General features: G+C 67.8%; 13 protein-coding genes. 7 read left to right on the top strand and 6 right to left on the bottom strand.

The window, feature by feature from the left end:
- Positions 1-46 precede the first annotated feature (46 nt).
- Positions 47-1,000 carry a prephenate dehydrogenase gene (locus tag IT779_RS22550; protein WP_332838916.1) on the top strand — a complete coding sequence of 318 codons (954 nt, stop codon included), beginning with the start codon at positions 47-49 and terminating at the stop codon, positions 998-1,000.
- Positions 1,001-1,159: 159 nt separating this feature from the next.
- On the opposite strand, the gene IT779_RS22545 is transcribed toward IT779_RS22550, so the two are convergent.
- From IT779_RS22545 to IT779_RS22535, 3 genes are all read right to left on the bottom strand, one after another.
- Positions 1,160-1,771, bottom strand: coding sequence for a putative glycolipid-binding domain-containing protein (locus IT779_RS22545; RefSeq protein WP_196151365.1), 612 nt, complete (start codon positions 1,769-1,771; stop codon positions 1,160-1,162).
- A gap of 109 nt (positions 1,772-1,880) precedes the next feature.
- On the bottom strand, positions 1,881-3,737 hold the full coding sequence (locus IT779_RS22540; RefSeq protein ID WP_196151364.1) for an ABC transporter ATP-binding protein: 1,857 nt from the start codon (positions 3,735-3,737) through the stop codon (positions 1,881-1,883).
- Positions 3,734-5,611 carry an ABC transporter ATP-binding protein gene (locus tag IT779_RS22535; RefSeq protein ID WP_332838915.1) on the bottom strand — a complete coding sequence of 626 codons (1,878 nt, stop codon included), beginning with the start codon at positions 5,609-5,611 and terminating at the stop codon, positions 3,734-3,736. The genes IT779_RS22540 and IT779_RS22535 overlap by 4 nt, the downstream gene beginning before the upstream one ends.
- A gap of 167 nt (positions 5,612-5,778) precedes the next feature.
- Between IT779_RS22535 and IT779_RS22530 the strand changes: the two genes are divergently transcribed.
- Positions 5,779-6,057, top strand: coding sequence for a putative quinol monooxygenase (locus IT779_RS22530; protein WP_196151362.1), 279 nt, complete (start codon positions 5,779-5,781; stop codon positions 6,055-6,057).
- A gap of 64 nt (positions 6,058-6,121) precedes the next feature.
- Here IT779_RS22530 and fadD32 read toward each other — a convergent pair whose 3' ends face one another.
- Together fadD32 and IT779_RS22520 are read right to left on the bottom strand one after the other, a co-directional pair.
- A complete protein-coding gene (gene fadD32 / locus IT779_RS22525) occupies positions 6,122-8,035 on the bottom strand; it encodes a long-chain-fatty-acid--AMP ligase FadD32 (protein ID WP_196151361.1) in 1,914 nt (637 codons plus the stop codon).
- A gap of 128 nt (positions 8,036-8,163) precedes the next feature.
- Positions 8,164-9,414, bottom strand: a complete 1,251-nt coding sequence (locus IT779_RS22520; protein WP_196151360.1) for a KasA/KasB family beta-ketoacyl-ACP synthase — start codon at positions 9,412-9,414, stop codon at positions 8,164-8,166.
- 261 nt (positions 9,415-9,675) lie between these two features.
- Between IT779_RS22520 and IT779_RS22515 the strand changes: the two genes are divergently transcribed.
- From IT779_RS22515 to IT779_RS22505, 3 genes are all read left to right on the top strand, one after another.
- Positions 9,676-10,809 carry a DNA cytosine methyltransferase gene (locus IT779_RS22515; protein WP_196151476.1) on the top strand — a complete coding sequence of 378 codons (1,134 nt, stop codon included), beginning with the start codon at positions 9,676-9,678 and terminating at the stop codon, positions 10,807-10,809.
- Entirely contained in the window at positions 10,806-11,216 is a 411-nt protein-coding gene (locus IT779_RS22510) for a very short patch repair endonuclease (RefSeq protein ID WP_196151359.1), read from the top strand. The genes IT779_RS22515 and IT779_RS22510 overlap by 4 nt, the downstream gene beginning before the upstream one ends.
- Before the next feature lie 273 nt (positions 11,217-11,489).
- Positions 11,490-12,200 carry a DUF998 domain-containing protein gene (locus IT779_RS22505; protein ID WP_332838914.1) on the top strand — a complete coding sequence of 237 codons (711 nt, stop codon included), beginning with the start codon at positions 11,490-11,492 and terminating at the stop codon, positions 12,198-12,200.
- Here the strand turns inward: IT779_RS22505 and IT779_RS22500 are convergent.
- Positions 12,187-13,770: an esterase-like activity of phytase family protein gene (locus IT779_RS22500; protein WP_196151357.1), complete on the bottom strand. Its 1,584-nt coding sequence runs from the start codon at positions 13,768-13,770 to the stop codon at positions 12,187-12,189. The two genes, IT779_RS22505 and IT779_RS22500, sit on opposite strands and share 14 nt — an antisense overlap.
- 81 nt (positions 13,771-13,851) lie before the next feature.
- On the opposite strand from IT779_RS22500, the gene IT779_RS22495 reads away from it, so the two are divergent.
- Entirely contained in the window at positions 13,852-14,271 is a 420-nt protein-coding gene (locus IT779_RS22495; protein WP_196151356.1) for a Rid family hydrolase, read from the top strand.
- Positions 14,272-14,391: 120 nt separating this feature from the next.
- Entirely contained in the window at positions 14,392-15,216 is an 825-nt protein-coding gene (locus tag IT779_RS22490; protein WP_196151355.1) for a hypothetical protein, read from the top strand.
- Positions 15,217-15,284: the final 68 nt, after the last annotated feature.

Genomic DNA, 15,284 nt, shown 5'->3' with positions numbered 1-15,284 from the left:
AGTCGGCCTGAGCCTGAATGTTGTAGTCGTATGCCAATCTGTTCCGGTGACTCGTGACCAGAAACCACCGGTTTGCGTCCTCGGGGCGGGGTTGATCGGCGGGTCGCTGTTGCGCGCGGCGCGTGCGGCGGGCTACCCGGCCTGGGGATACAACAGGTCGCAAGCAGGCGTGCGCGCCGCGACAGCCGACGGCTACGACGTCACCGGCGACCTGGCAGCGGCATTGACCCGAGCCGCCGAATCCGATGCGCTCATCGTCGTCGCGGTGCCGATGCCCGCCGTCGACCATCTGCTCGGAGCCGTCGAAACCCTCGCCCCCGACTGCGCGCTCACCGACGTGGTCAGCGTCAAGGGACCGGTCGTGCGCGCCGTCCGCGCGCACGGGCTCGGCAAACGCTACGTTGGCGGTCACCCGATGGCGGGCACTTCCGAATCGGGCTGGTCCGCAACGGATTCCGAGCTGTTCCGCAACGCCGTGTGGACGGTCGGCGCCGACGACGACGCGCACGCGCGGGTGTGGACGAGAGTCGCGCGCCTGGCCGTTGACTGCGGCGCGGTGGTGGTGCCGGTCGGCGCCGAGGACCACGACCGCGCGGTCGCGCGCATCTCCCATCTGCCGCACGTGCTCGCCGAAGCGCTCGCGGTCGCGGGCTCGGGCGGCGGCACCCTCGCCCTCGGACTCGCGGCCGGCTCCTTCCGCGACGGCACCAGGGTCGCGGGCACCGCGCCCGACCTGGTGCGGGCCATCTGCGAACCGAACCGGGACGCGCTGCTCGAAGTCCTCGACGACACCATCGCCGTCCTCACCGCAGCCCGCGACGACCTGCGCGCCCATGGCTCGCTGGCGAAACTGGTCGAAGCGGGCCACGACGGACGCGCGGCCTTCGACACGGTGCGACGCTGGGAGATCACCGACATCCGCCCCGGGGACCACGACTGGCAAGCTCGGCTGCGGGACGCAGGCCGGCGCGGTGGGGTGTTCACGACACTGCGCACCTGACCCGACACCAAGCCCCGGCGCCACCCGGCCACCACCGACCACCCGACCACCGCCGCCCGACCACCTGGCTACCACCCGCCCGCCCGACCGCCCCGACCGCCCGGAACGGCCTATCGAATCGGTGCGCCTCGAGCCACCTCGCCAGTGCCGCGGGTCCGACTAGATGCGTTCGGCCAGTCCCGGATAGTCCAGGAGGAACCCGTCCTCGTCCACCGTGACGGTCGCGCTCGACACCGGTGACAGCACGCTGATGCCGTCGGCGCCGCTGCTGTAGACGAGGCTGGCCTCCTGTACGTACAGCTCGGGCAGCCGCACGTACACGACCGGTACGTGGACGTCCTCGACGGCGTGCTGCAAACCGAAGCGGCGGATCGGCAGGGTGTTGAAGAACGGGCTGAGCACCACGTCGACGTCGAGTGCGCCCGCGAAGGTGGAGCGCACGTGGCTGCCGCCCGCGTCGACGAGCCAGTAGTCCTCTTCGTCGCGGGCGATGGAGGCGTGCCGTTCGCCCGCGGCCGTCGTCGTGCGCAGCGACAGCCGCTTGGTGACGCCGTTCTCGTCGGTGACCAGGTCGTAGGAGGCGCTGAACGCGGGGTGGTCCTCGCAGGCGCCGCCGATCATTCGGCCTGCGGCGCGGATGCGATTGCCGTTCACGGTCACGCGTACCGACTCCATCCGCGTGGCGTTGTGCGAACGCCACGTGAGAATCGCCGGCCACCGGGATGCGCTCTCGGCGGCGGGGCTCTCGGAACCAGGGGCTGGATTGGTCACCTATCTACCGTAAGCGACAAACACCCGGCGACCGCATCACATCCCGTCCTACCCGCATCACATAGGCGAACCGAATCGAACCTCGCGCGAGCTGAATCACAGCGATCCGTTACACCAGCGACTCCCGCCACGCGGCGTGCAGGCCTGCGAAACGTCCCGAACCGGCGATCAGCTCGGCGGGGGCGCCGTCTTCCACGATTCGACCCTTGTCCAGCACCAGCACCCGGTCCGCGATGGACACCGTGGACAGCCGGTGGGCGATGATGACCGCCGTGCGCTCGCGCAGCACGGTCTCCAGCGCCCGCTGCACCTGCCGTTCGCCCGGAATGTCCAGACTCGAGGTGGCCTCGTCGAGGACGACGACCGCCGGATCGGCCAGGAACACCCTGGCGAACGCGACCAACTGCTTCTGCCCCGCCGACAGCCGCCCGCCGCGTTTGCGCACATCGGTGGCGAACCCGTTCGGCAGCGCGGTGACGAAGTCGTACAACCCGACCGCGCGCGCCGCCGCGTACACCTGCTCGTCGGTGGCCTGCGGTCTGCCGAGTCGGATATTGTCCGCGACCGATCCGGAGAAGAGATACGACTCCTGGGTGACCATCACGACGTGGCGGCGCAACTCGGTGTCGGCGAGATCACGCAGGTCGACACCGTCGAGGGTGACGACGCCGCCGGAGGGGTCGTAGAAGCGGGTCAGCAGTTTGGCCAGCGTCGACTTGCCCGCGCCGGTGGCGCCGACCAGCGCGACCACCTGACCGGCCGGGATGTCGAGATCGAATTCGGGCAACACGGTGCGCCCGATCGCGCCCGCCTCGTAGCCGAACCACACCTTCGTCATCCGCACGGCGCCCGCCGCGACCGGCAACGCCACCGGGTCGGCGGGTTCGGCCACCGACGGCTCCTCTTCCAGCACCCCGGAAATCTTCTCCAGCGCCGCCGCCGCGGACTGGTAGGCGTTGAAGACCTGCGCGAGTTCGTCCAGCGGACCGTAGAACTCGTTGAGGTAGAGCAGGTAGGCCGCGAGCACGCCGAGCGCCAGATTGCCCTCGATCACCTGCCACGCGCCGACCACGATCACCACGGTGGTGGTCAAATTGCCGAGCAGTCTGGTCAGGCCCGCGTAGTCGCCCATGCCGCGGATGGCCGCCGCGGTGGCCGACTGGAATTCCGCGTCCTCGACGGCGAGCACCGATTCGTTGCGGCGCTCCCGGCGGAACGCCTGCACGGCGCGCATACCGCCCATCGACTCCACGAACTGCACGACGACCTTGGCGATGGCCCCTCGGGTGCGCCGGTAACCCGCGCGCTGCCTGCGCTGCGCCCAGCGCGTGACCAGCGCGAGCGGCACGAAGCCGACGAGCACGATGGCCGCGAGACCCTGGTCGAGATAGACCAGCACCACCGCGATGCTCAGGACCGAAAGGATCGCGCTCAGCGCCTGATTCAGCGCGCCTTCGAGCAGTTCCTGCATGGTCTCGATATCGCCGGTGAGGCGGGTGACCACCTTGCCCGAGGTGTATTTCTCGTGGAAGGACACGCTGAGCCGCTGCATATGCTCGAACGCGCGCACCCGCAGGTCGAACAGCACGTTCTGGCTCAGGCCCGCCGCGATGCGCAGGAACAGCAGGGTTGTCAGCGCGCTGAGGCCGACGGAGGCCACGAATCCGGCGACCGTCCACGCCATCGGCGCCCAGTCGCCCTCGGCGCCGCGCGCGATGCCGGTGTCGAGCCCGTGTGCGATGAACAACGGCGCCGACACCTTCGCCGCGTTGTCGACCACGATGAGCCCGAGCGCGAGCAGCGCCGGACCCCGATAGGGCCGGATCAGGCTCATCAACAGCCGCCGGGACCTGCCCGCCAAAACGAGGTTCCCGGTCTCGGTGACCTCGCGATCCTCGCTGGCGATACCGCGCCAGTCGTCAGCCTCGTCCGAAGACGATGGCGCGTCCCGCGTTTCGGCGCTCACGACAGCTCCCCCGCCCGGTCACCGCTCTTGCGATACAGCTGATTCGGGTTGCCGCCCATCAACTCCCGGTAGCGGGTGTTGGTCCGCAACAGTTGTTCGTGCGTGCCATCTGCGACGATCCGGCCGTCGGCGAGCAGCGCGACCCGGTCGGCCAACGCCGCGGTGGACGGGCGGTGCGCGACCAGCAACGTCGTCACCCCGGACAGCGCCGCGCGCAGCCGCGCCTGCACCCGCTCCTCGGTCTCCACGTCGAGCGCGGAGAGCGGATCGTCGAGGACCATGATCCGCCCCCGGGTGGCTGTGCCCTCGCGATTCAGCACCGCGCGGGCCAGCGCGAGACGCTGCCGCTGCCCGCCGGACAGGCTCAACCCCTGTTCGCCGATCCTGGTGTCGAGCCCCCACGGCAGTTCGTCGACGAATTCGGCCGCGGCGATGTCGAGGGCGCGGCGCACGTCGGCGTCGGTGGCGGTCGGATCGCCGAGGGCCACGTTCTCGCGCACACTGGCCGAGAACAGCACCGGATCCTCGAACGCGATCGTCACCACCTCGCGCAGATCGGCGACGCGCAAGGACGTGATGTCGATGCCGTCGATGGTGATCACGCCGGCGTCGGCGTCGTAGAGTCGCGGAATCAGGTTGAGCAGCGCCGTTTTTCCACTGCCCGTCGCACCGACCAGCGCCAGCGTCTCCCCCGGCCGCACGCGCAGCGAGACATCGCGCAACACCGGCTCGACCGCCGTGTCGTCCTTTCCGCGCGGGAACGCGAAACGCACTCCGTCCAAGCGCAATTCGCCGATGATGTGCTCGGGCGGCACAACCGGCCGCGCCGGATCGGCGATATCGACCGGAACGTCGATGATCTCCCAGTACCGATCGGCCGCGGTGCGCGCGTTACTCAGTTCGGCCAGCAGGAATCCGGTGGCGATGATGGGCCACTGCACGAGATTGGCCAGGGTGATGGCCGCGATCAGCGTGCCCATGGTCATGGTGCCGTGCACCACCGCGTAACCGCCGTAGCCGAGCGCGAAGACCACCGCGATCTGCGGCAGCCCGACCAGAGCCGACCACAGCGTCGCGTCGAGGCGGACCTTCTCCAGTTCGGTCTTCTGCAACTCTCTGGCCTGCGCGGTCCAACGCGCGCCGAAGAACGCGCCGCGCCCGAACGCCTTCAACACCCGTACGCCCTGCGCGGATTCCTCGGCGGTGGTCGCCAGATCACCCGACTGGTCCTGAGCGCGCCGCGCGGCCACGCTGTAGCGGCGGTCGAACCGGTTGCACAGGTAGCCGAGCGGGAAGATGACAATGACGAAGATCGCCCCGACCTCCCAGCTCAGCGCGAACAGGATCAACAGTCCCACCGGGATCACCACGAGGTTGATGCACAGGAACGGGCCGACGAAGGCGACGAAGCGGCGCATCGTGCTCAGATCGTCGACCGCGCGGGAGAGCAACTGACCCGATTCCCAGGCGTCGTGCCTGGCGATGGCCAGCGATTGCAGTTTCCGGTAGAGCTTGGCGCGCATGGTGATCTCGAAGCGGGTGGCGGGTTCGGACACCAGCCAGCGTCTGCCCCATACGCCGAGCGCCTCGAGCATGCCGAGTACCAGCACCAGCGCGATCGGGCCGACGATGCCGTCGATGTCGCGCCGCGCGATCGGCCCGTCGATGATCCGGGCGACCACGACGGGAATGGCGATCGCCGTCACCGTCGCGATGATGGCGAGTACGGTCGCCACCACCAGTGGCCCTCGGTACGGGCGCAGGTAGGGCCAGAAGCGGCGCAGCGAATGCAGGCGGCCCGGCGCCGGTGCGGGGGACGGCGCGGCTAGGTCGCTCTCCGGTTCGGTGGGCGGCGACTGCGTTGCGATGGACACGAATCCCCCTGCGGATACGTACTGGCGATGGCACACGACGGAACGCCCGACGATCATCGCATCGGGGTCCGACAACCCAGCGTGGCAGCCGCGGCCGGTTCCGCCAAGCGGTTTCGGTTCCCGAACGGACACAAGTTGGGGGCAGGAACAGGCAATACACTGCGAGCGTGCTCATCGTCTCCGGATATTTGAGGGTCGCCGACCGGGACAGCTATCTCGCGCTGTGCCGTTCGGCCGTCGAACTCGCTCGCGCGGCGCCGGGATGCCTCGACTTCTGCCTCGGCGCGGACCTCGTGGAACCCGACCGCGTGAACGTCTACGAGCGCTGGACCGATCGCGCCTCGGCCGAACGCTTCCGCGGCGAAGGCACCTCCGGCGAACTCGACGCGCACATCGTCGGCGCCGATGTGCGCGAATTCACTTGTGATTCGGAGACCCGGCTGTAGAAATGCCTCGGGACCCAATGCCTCGGGACCCGCCGAGTCGACGGGTCCCGACGCGGTGTCCGCCTCAGCGCGCCGCCGCGCGCTCGGGTTCGAAATCGTCCGCGGTGTCCGGGAAAGCCTGTTGGCGGTGACCGCCGCGCAAGGCGCCCTCGAGGTAGGCGGCGCGGCAGGCGCGCCTGGCGATCTTGCCGCTCGAGGTCCGCGGAATCGATCCGGCGGGCACCAGCAGCAGGTCGCGCACGGTCACCCCGTGGCGGGCGGCGATGGCCGCGCGCACGATCTCGGTGATCGGACCGGGATCGGCCTTGGCGGCGCCGGTGCCGCGTTCGGCGACGACCACGAGCTGTTCGGAGGTGTCGTCGCGATCGCGGGAATTCCCGTCGAACACCTCGGCGGGCAATTCGTTCGCGGGCACCGAGAACGCGGCGACGAATCCCGGCCGCAGCGCCGAATCCGCTTCCTGCGCCGAGAATTCCAGATCCTGCGGATAGTGGTTGCGCCCGTCCACGATCACCAGGTCCTTGACCCGGCCGGTGATGAAGAGCTCACCGTCGACGTACGCGCCGAAATCCCCGGTGCGCATCCAGATTCCGTCGATGTCGGCGCCTTCGGCATGGCTACCCTCCGGCAGTCGGCGCGCGAGTCGATTGCCGAAGGTCGACGCGCTCTCCGCAGGCCGCCCCCAATACCCGATGCCCATATTGGCGCCGTGCAGCCAGATCTCCCCGACCGCGCCGTCGGGCTGTTCGACGCCGTGTTCGGAGTCCACGATCGCCGCCCACTGCGAATGCGCCACGAATCCGCACGAGACCTGCGCGATGGCGCCGTCCGCGCCGGAATCGACCTCGACCATGCGGCCCGCGTTCAATTCCGCGCGATCGACGTAGACCACCTTCGCCTCGTCGGAATTGCGAGTGGCCGAGACGAACAGCGTGGCCTCGGCCATGCCGTAACACGGTTTGATCGCGGTCTTCGGCAGCCCGTACGGCGCGAACGCCTCGTTGAATTTCCGCATGGAGGTCACCGAAACCGGTTCGCTGCCGTTGATCAGCCCGATCACATTCGACAGGTCCAATTCCTCGCCCGCCTTCGGCAGACCGCGCGCTGCCGCGTGCTCGAACGCGAAATTCGGTGCGGCGGCGAAGGTTCCGGCTCCGTCGGAGGCCGCCGCCAATTCCTTGATCCAGCGGTAGGGCCGCCGCACGAACGCGCTCGGGGACATGATCGTGATGAATCCGCCGCCGATGGTCGGCAGGATCACGCACAGCAGCCCCATATCGTGGAACAGCGGCAGCCAGGTGACCCCGCGCGAATTCTCGGTGACCCCGATGGCGTCGATCATCTGCAGCAGGTTCGTGCCGACGGCCCGATGCGTGATCTCCACGCCCGCCGGGCTGCGCGTGGAACCCGAGGTGTACTGCAGATAGGCCACGTCGTCGATCGCGATATCGGGACGGACCCATTTCCGCCCGACGCCCTCGGGAATCGCGTCGACGGCGATGACGCGCGGGCGGCGCGCGGCGGGCAGGTGACGGAAGAATTCCCGCACCCGCGCCGCCGCCTCGGTGACCGTCAGGATCACCGCGGGCGAACAATCCTCGAGCACGGTCCGCAGCCGATCGGTATGCCCCTGTTCGTCGGGATCGAACAACGGCACCGCGATCGCACCCGCGTAGACGGCCGCGAAGATCGACACGACATAGTCCAGCCCCTGCGGCGCGAGTATCGCGACCCGGTCGCCGGAGTCCGAAACCTGTTGCAGCCGAGCCGCGACCGCGCGCAGCCGGACGCCGAATTCGCGCCAGGTCAGGTCCTGGTATTCGCCGTCGCGTTCGCGCGAATAGTCGATGTAGCGGTAGGCGAGTCCGTCACCGTTCTCCGCGCTGTGCTTGTCGACGAAGTCGATGAGGGTCTTGTCCCCCGGAATCCTGATCTTGCCCCGCTCGTCCACATAATCGTCAAAGGTCTCGCCGATCATCAGCCATATCCTTTATCCAACGCACATACTTGGTGGGCAGTGACATCGAACACAGAAAGACACCGAACAAGGAGCGTCGGGAAGATTAGCAGGCCCGAGACCTGAACTCCCACTTCACCGTTTCTTGCTCAGTACCTTCCGAAGGCGAGCGCGACATTGTGACCGCCGAAGCCGAACGAGTTGTTCACCGCGTAGTCGATCGCACCGGGCCGCGACCGACCGCGCACGATGTCGAGATCCACCTCGGGATCCTGGTTGTCCAGATTCAAGGTCGGCGGGACGACGCCGTCCCGGATGCTCAACACCGTCAGCACCGATTCGAGGGCGCCGACCGCGCCGATCGAATGTCCGAGCGCCGATTTCGGGGCATACACCGACGCGTGGTCGCCGATGGCCTTGCCGATCGCCCTCGCCTCGGCGGTGTCGCCGATCGGCGTCGCGGTGGCGTGCGCGTTGATATGCCCGATATCGCGTTTGGTGAGGCCCGCGGTCTCCAGCGCGCGCGTCATCGCGCGGGCCGCGCCGGTCCCGTCGGGATCAGGGGCGACCAGGTGGAATCCGTCGGAGGTGACACCGGCGCCGAGCAGCCGCGCGTGAATCGTGGCGCCGCGCGCCTTGGCGTGCGCCTCGGTCTCGATCACCATCATCGCGCCCGCTTCGCCGAACACGAAGCCGTCGCGGTCCACGTCGAACGGGCGCGACGCGGATTTCGGCGCGTCGTTGCGGGTGCTCATGGCGCGCATCATGGTGAAGGCGGCGATGGGGAGAGCCTGGATCGACCCCTCGACCCCGCCGGTGACGACCATGTCGGCATCACCCATCACGATCATCTTCCACGCGTTCGCGACCGCCTCCGACCCGGAAGAGCACGCCGACACCGGCGTCGCCACCCCGCCGCGCGCGCCGAGCTCGACCGCGACGCAGGCCGCCGCCCCGTTCGGCATGATCGCCTGCACCGTGTACGGCGACACCTTGCGGTATCCGCCGTTGGCGAGCTTGGCCCTGGCGTCGATGAGCGCCTCCGCCCCGCCGAGTCCGGTCCCGACGCAGACTCCGAGGCGATCACGGTCGACCTCGGGACTGCCCGCGTTGCGCCACACCTCACGCCCGAGTACCGTCGCCATCTGCTCGACGTAGGACAGTCTGCGGATCTCGTCGTCGGCGAGGCTCAAGGCGGGCGCTACCTTCAGGTGTCCGCCGATGCGCACCGGCAATTCGAACTGGTCGATGAACTCGTCGTCGAGCACATCGATGCCGCTCTCGCCGTCGAGCAGCGCCTTCCACGTCGAGTCGACATCGCCCGCGATCGACGTTGTCGCGGCCACGCTGGTCACGACGATATTCGGGAAATCGCCGCGTGCGGTGGACGGAATCTGCATCGTTGGCTCGCTTTCCTGGCCTCGCGTGGATGAATCCGGGAACTGCGCAGAGCAAGAAGGCCGCCCCGCCGTAGGGGCCGTGATCGGGCCGATAGGCATTATCGGGGAGCTGGTTCCGATCCGAAGCATGACACGCGAGCTCCGTCCGGCGCCAACCGCCGGTGCTCGCCACGCCCTCGACTCGGGTCGGCGCCGGTTTCTCGAGTAATCTCGGCCCGGTCGGATTTGCCGGACGCGGAAGGAACAGCTGTGACGGGGCGCATGGTCGGGCTGTTCGCCGGTATCGGCGGGCTCGAACTCGGCCTCACCGCGCACGGCTGGCACACCGAACTGCTCTGCGAGATCGATCCCGGTGCGCGCGCGGTGCTCACGGCCCGATTCCCCGAGGTCGAACTGCACACCGATGTGACGCGGCTGCGGGCGATCCCGGCGGGCACCGAACTGGTCGCGGCCGGTTTCCCGTGTCAGGACCTGTCGCAGGCGGGTCGCACCGCGGGGATCACCGGCGCGCGTTCGGGTCTGGTCGACGAGATCTTCCGGCTGGTGCGGCGCAAACGCGGACCCGACTGGCTGCTGATCGAGAACGTCCCGTTCATGCTGCAACTGGGCCGAGGCGCGGCGATGCGCCACATCACCGCCGCCCTCGACGACCTCGGCTACAGCTGGGCCTACCGGGTGGTCGACGCCCGCGCGTTCGGGTTGCCGCAGCGCAGGCAGCGGGTGCTGATGCTGGCCTCGCGCACCGAGGACCCGCGCCCGGTGCTGTTCGGCGCGGACGCGGGTCCGGCGGAGATCGGCGATCCCGACCGCGATCCGTGCGGTTTCTACTGGACCGAGGGCGTGCGCGGACTGGGTTGGGCGGTGAACGCGGTGCCGACGTTGAAGGGCGGGTCGGCGATCGGCATCGCGAGTCCGCCCGCCGTTCGTCTGCCCTCCGGCGAGATCGTCACCCCAGGCTTGGTCGATGCCGAACGTTTGCAGGGATTCGATCCCGAATGGACCGCGCCCGCGGTGACAGTGCCCGGTGTGCGCGTCGGGCACCGGTGGAAGTTGATCGGCAACGCGGTGAGTGTGCGCATGGCCGACTGGGTCGGTGCGCGACTGCGCGAACCCGACGGCGCGACCCCGGAATACACCCCGCTCGCGCCGGGACAGCCGTGGCCGGTGGCCGCGTGGGGGTTTCGAGGGGAGGCATACCGTGCGCCGGTATCCACCTGGCCGGTGCAGGAACCGTACGAGGACCTGAAGAATTTCCTCACCGACTCGCGGTTGCTTTCGGCCCGCGCCACCGCCGGATTCCTGCGCCGCGCAGGCATGGGACGGTTGCGTTTCCCACCCGGATTCATCGATGACATGGAAAGTCATCTGGACCGGATGGGAGGCTGGGCGGCATGAGCGACAGACCGCGCACCGACGCCGCGACCAGCGCGCGCATGTCGCGGCAACGGCGCAGCGGCACGAAACCGGAATTGGCGTTGCGCCGCGAATTACACCGGCGCGGCCTGCGCTATTTCGTCGATCGGGCGCCGCTGGCGGGTCAGCGCCGTCGCGCCGATGTGGTCTTTCCACGCCTGCGAGTCGCGGTTTACGTCGACGGCTGCTTTTGGCATCGCTGCCCGGAACACGCCACCGATCCGAAGAACAACGGCGAATGGTGGGCGCGGAAATTGGCCGGGAACGTGACCCGCGACCGGGCGACCGACGCGCAACTCGACGCCGCGGGTTGGCGGGTCCTGCGTATCTGGGAGCACGAGGATCCCGTCGCCGCGGCGGACCGGGTCCAGGCTGTGCTGCAGGAATGAAAGCTAACGGTGACGTAACCGCACCAAATGACGCGGGGCATTCGCCGCAAAATAGCCAGAGGCTGCGATAGTGGCCATTACGGCGAAAGCTCCCACCGCGGTCACGAATCCGATCATGGGGACCTCCTCGTCTGCTTCCCCCGCAATCCTGGGCAACCACCCTGACAGTAGCCTGTGTATTCGATGGCAAAGCCGTGCGAACCGCGGGCACGGACGAGAAATCGCCGAAGCCGCGTTTCGGCGGCACGACGACAGGCGAAGGACAATGGGCCGGTGACCGGTAGCCAAGAAATCGCTGAACGGCGTAAACGACGCGTGTCGCTGGCAATAGCCGCCGCGATCGCACTGGCCGGACTCTGTTATTCGTCCTGGATCCTCGAATTCGCCCTGCCCATCGATGTGGACTCGGTCAACGCCTTCCTCAGCGAACTCGACGCCGAAGGAAAGCCATACCGCGAGATATTCGCGACCGCCGACAAAATCGTCGGCGCACTGCTGATCCCCGCAGCACTCGGCGGGCTGCTGCTGTTCCCACGCCGCCCGCTCACCACCGTCGGTTGGATCGCGTTGCTCTGCTTCGGCGCCGCCACCATCGCCGACGTACTGTTGCCGCTGCACGACTGCACCCCGGGCGAGGCAGGATGCGGTACAGGCGGCAGCGAACTGTTCCCGCAACTGCACCAGCCGCACGCCCTGACCAGCACCCTCGCCGTCACCGCCATCGCCGTCGCGGTCTTCGCGTTCAGCCTCGCCGCCTACCGCTACCACCGCTGGCGAATCCTGCGCGAGGCAGGCGTGGCGTTCCTGGTGATCGGCGCGTCCGCGACCGTCTGGATGCTGGTCGCCGACAACATGTCCGGCGCGCACGCGCTCGGCATCGCGCAACGCGTTCAGGTCGGGTCGATGTCGCTGTGGCTGATCACCCTCGCGGCCGCCGTGGTGCTGGAAGGACGCGAATGGATCGAGCCGGTCAGCCGACCTTGATCCGCACCGTGTAGCCGCCCGGTTTCGCGGGCAGTCTCGCGGTGTCGACCATCAGGATTTCACCGGTGTCTTGGCGGCCGTCCGGCAAGGTCTTCGGTTTCAACCCGAACGGCGGCCGGTCACCGGTACTGCCCGCCAGACCGAAATCGCTGTCGTTCGCGATATAGAGAGTTTTGCCGCCGTCCAGCGTCGCGATGCCCTCGATCTTGTCGTGGCCGAAGAATTTGCCGTTCGCGTTGGCGGAATCCCCGTCGGCATTGAGATCGTCGACCAGGCCGGTCAAGTCCAAATTCGAGGTCTTCGCGACCGGCGTGATCCCGGCCCGCCGCAACGCCTCGACACCGTCGGCGGTCGACACCCCGCCGACCAGCGTCTCCAGCGGCTTCCCGTCCACCAGCAGGCCGCCGCGCGCCGGGTCGTAGTTCGCCGCCGCCGGACCGACATCGGTCGCGCCCGAGATGTCGATCGTCCAGATCTTCTTGTTCGAATCCGGAGCGAGATTGCCGTCACGCTCGTCGACCAAGAACGTGGTGGCACTCAACGCGGTGATCTCCGACACCGCGACCTTCGTCTGCTTCGGATTCTCCAGCGGGTAGACGAACTCCTTCGTCTGCTTCGACGCCAGATCGACGGTGACGATGCGCGTCATCGGGACATCCTTCGCGGCCCCCGCAAGCCCCGGCGTGTTCAGACCGCTCTGCACGACACCGACCAGCGTGCGGCCGTCCGGTGTGCTGGTCAGCCCCTCCATCCCCTGATTCGGAGTGCGCAGCGCGAGTTCGTCGGGCAGCCCCTTCCCCGGCGCCAACCGCTCGATCTCGGTGCCCTTCGCGTCGAAATGCACAAGGAACGGGCCGTATTCGTCGGAAATCCAGAACGTGCCGTCGGGCAGTGCCACCAGACCCTCCGGATCGATACCGTGATCGGTGGCGGGCAGGACCGCGCCTGCCAAGTCACGAATGGTCTCACCGGTACTCGCGGATACATCCACCTGACCGTTGAACGGCACCCCGCGCTTATCCCGCAGATCGATGGTGGACACCAGCACCGCGCGCGTGCCCTCCAGCCTGAACCTGCCGATCTTCGGCACATAATCCGCCACCGGCGCCAGTTTCTCGTTCTTGTTCGGACCATCCACATTCGGGCCGCGATCGGTCAACCCGTAGAACTCGTTCGCGCTGCCCGGCACCGGCGTCAACGCCGAACCGAAACCACTGCCCTGCACCGTGGTCCCGCCGAATACCCCGAGCACCGGAATATCGGTGGTGAACAGGCGAACCGCGTCCGAGGTGGTGACCGTGAACTGATCGGTGCCCGCGAAGCCGGAACTCGGGCGATATTCGAACGAGCCGTCCGGTCGCCTGGTGAGGTTGCCGTGCTCCGGCTCGCGGGAGACATTCAACACCGCGCTCGCACCGGACCGGGACGTCAGCTCGTCCATGGTCAGCACCAGCGACTGATCCTTCGCCACCGTGAAATCCGCGTCCGAGCCCCCGCAGGCCGTCGCGAGCACGCCCGCGCACAACACCGCGGCGGACAGAACGATTCGAGTACCGGAAGGTGCTATCACCGAACCTGCCTATCGTGCGCGTTCGACGGTGAGCCGAAAAACAAGTGAACGAATGGCGATCGAACCTGCCATCCTCACCCCATGGTCTCTCGCGTGAACATCGCCTCCGAATCCGAGTTCGAAGCCGTCGTCGGATATTCGCGCGCCGTCCGCATCGGTGACATCATCGCGGTCAGCGGCACCACAGCCGCCGCACCGGGCGGCACCGCGGTCGGCGGCGACGATATCGGCGCGCAGACCCGCGAAGCGCTGCGCCGCATCGCCGCGGCACTGGCCGAAGCCGGAGCCGCACTCACCGACGTGATCCGCACCAGGATCTTCGTCACCGACATCACCCGGTGGCCCGAAATCGCCGAAGCCCACCGGGAGGTATTCGGCGAAATCCGTCCCGCCGCATCGATGTACCAGGTCAGCGGATTCATCACACCGACACTGTTGGTGGAGATCGAAGCCGACGCCGTGGTCCTCGAACAACCCCGAACCGATTCGAACCACGCATAGGGGTACCGAAACCAACATCCGCTTCCGACTACCGACGGCCTTTTGCCGCAGGCGTTCGCAAGGAATACGCCTTCCATCGAATGGTTCACGAATCTAGCTGGTGCAGGCGAGAATTGATGGATGGCTGAGCTTGCGCTGACGGCAGCACGTCACGAGGAACTGGTCGCACTGCTCGATGACGAACAACGCCTTCGAGCCCAGTACCCGAAGGTGCTGGAGTACCTCGACGCGACACCGTTGCTCGCCGGGACCGGAGACGACCGCGCGGACCGAGCCTTCGATATCCGACTCGTGCACTACATGACCGGAGGTCGGGAGCACAGCTCGAATCCCTACTGGGACATCGTCGCACCCTCGGTTTCCGTCCGCGCGGGGCGAAGGACCGTAGACGGCGGCCGGGAGAAAGGAAGCGCCCGCCTCGGATTCGCGCAGACAATCCTGCAGTCGGCATTCGCCTACGCGGTGCCGTCCCCAGAGACAATTCAGTGGATGGCCGAATTCTGCGCCGGGCTGACGGTGATCGAAGCGGGCGCCGGTCGCGGATACTGGGCGGCGCAACTGACCGAAGCCGGGCTGACCGTCGAGGCATACGACTCACAACCACCCGACACCACCGACAACATCTCGTTTCTCCACACAGCAGGCCAGCCGGACGTATGGCACCGAATCGGCGGGCCGAGAGAATACGCCGCGCGATCAAGCGACGGCCAGGAAGTTCTATTTCTGTGCTGGCCCCCCGGCTGGGGAAACACAATGGCCTCCGAAGCACTGACGGCATTCAACGGTGAACGGCTGGTCTACATCGGCGAACCGAAGGGCGGGAGGACCGGCGACGACGCGTTCTTCGACGCGTTGACCGAGGGATGGCGACTGGAATCGGAAGATCCGCGATTTGTTTCGTGGTGGAACCTGGCCGACACCGCACGCGGCTGGGTCCGTCGTTGACACAGCCCGCGCCGATGGGCAGACCCTGACGCTGTCACCGATCTATATCCCAACCGAACCCGAGACCA

It is taken from the genome of Nocardia bovistercoris (assembly GCF_015674855.1).
Taxonomy (GTDB): Bacteria; Actinomycetota; Actinomycetes; order Mycobacteriales; family Mycobacteriaceae; genus Nocardia; species Nocardia bovistercoris.
Note: the sequence above shows the minus strand (reverse complement) of the source record. Positions and strands in the feature narration are given on the sequence as shown.

Coding starts and splice junctions, on each gene's coding strand:
- fadD32 (WP_196151361.1), bottom strand. CDS start 8,035: ATGATCGGCGAGACCTTTGACGATTATGTGGACGAGCGGGGCAAGATC.
- IT779_RS22510 (WP_196151359.1), top strand. CDS start 10,806: ATGAGCGACAGACCGCGCACCGACGCCGCGACCAGCGCGCGCATGTCG.
- IT779_RS22520 (WP_196151360.1), bottom strand. CDS start 9,414: ATGCAGATTCCGTCCACCGCACGCGGCGATTTCCCGAATATCGTCGTG.
- IT779_RS22495 (WP_196151356.1), top strand. CDS start 13,852: ATGGTCTCTCGCGTGAACATCGCCTCCGAATCCGAGTTCGAAGCCGTC.
- IT779_RS22490 (WP_196151355.1), top strand. CDS start 14,392: ATGGCTGAGCTTGCGCTGACGGCAGCACGTCACGAGGAACTGGTCGCA.
- IT779_RS22515 (WP_196151476.1), top strand. CDS start 9,676: ATGGTCGGGCTGTTCGCCGGTATCGGCGGGCTCGAACTCGGCCTCACC.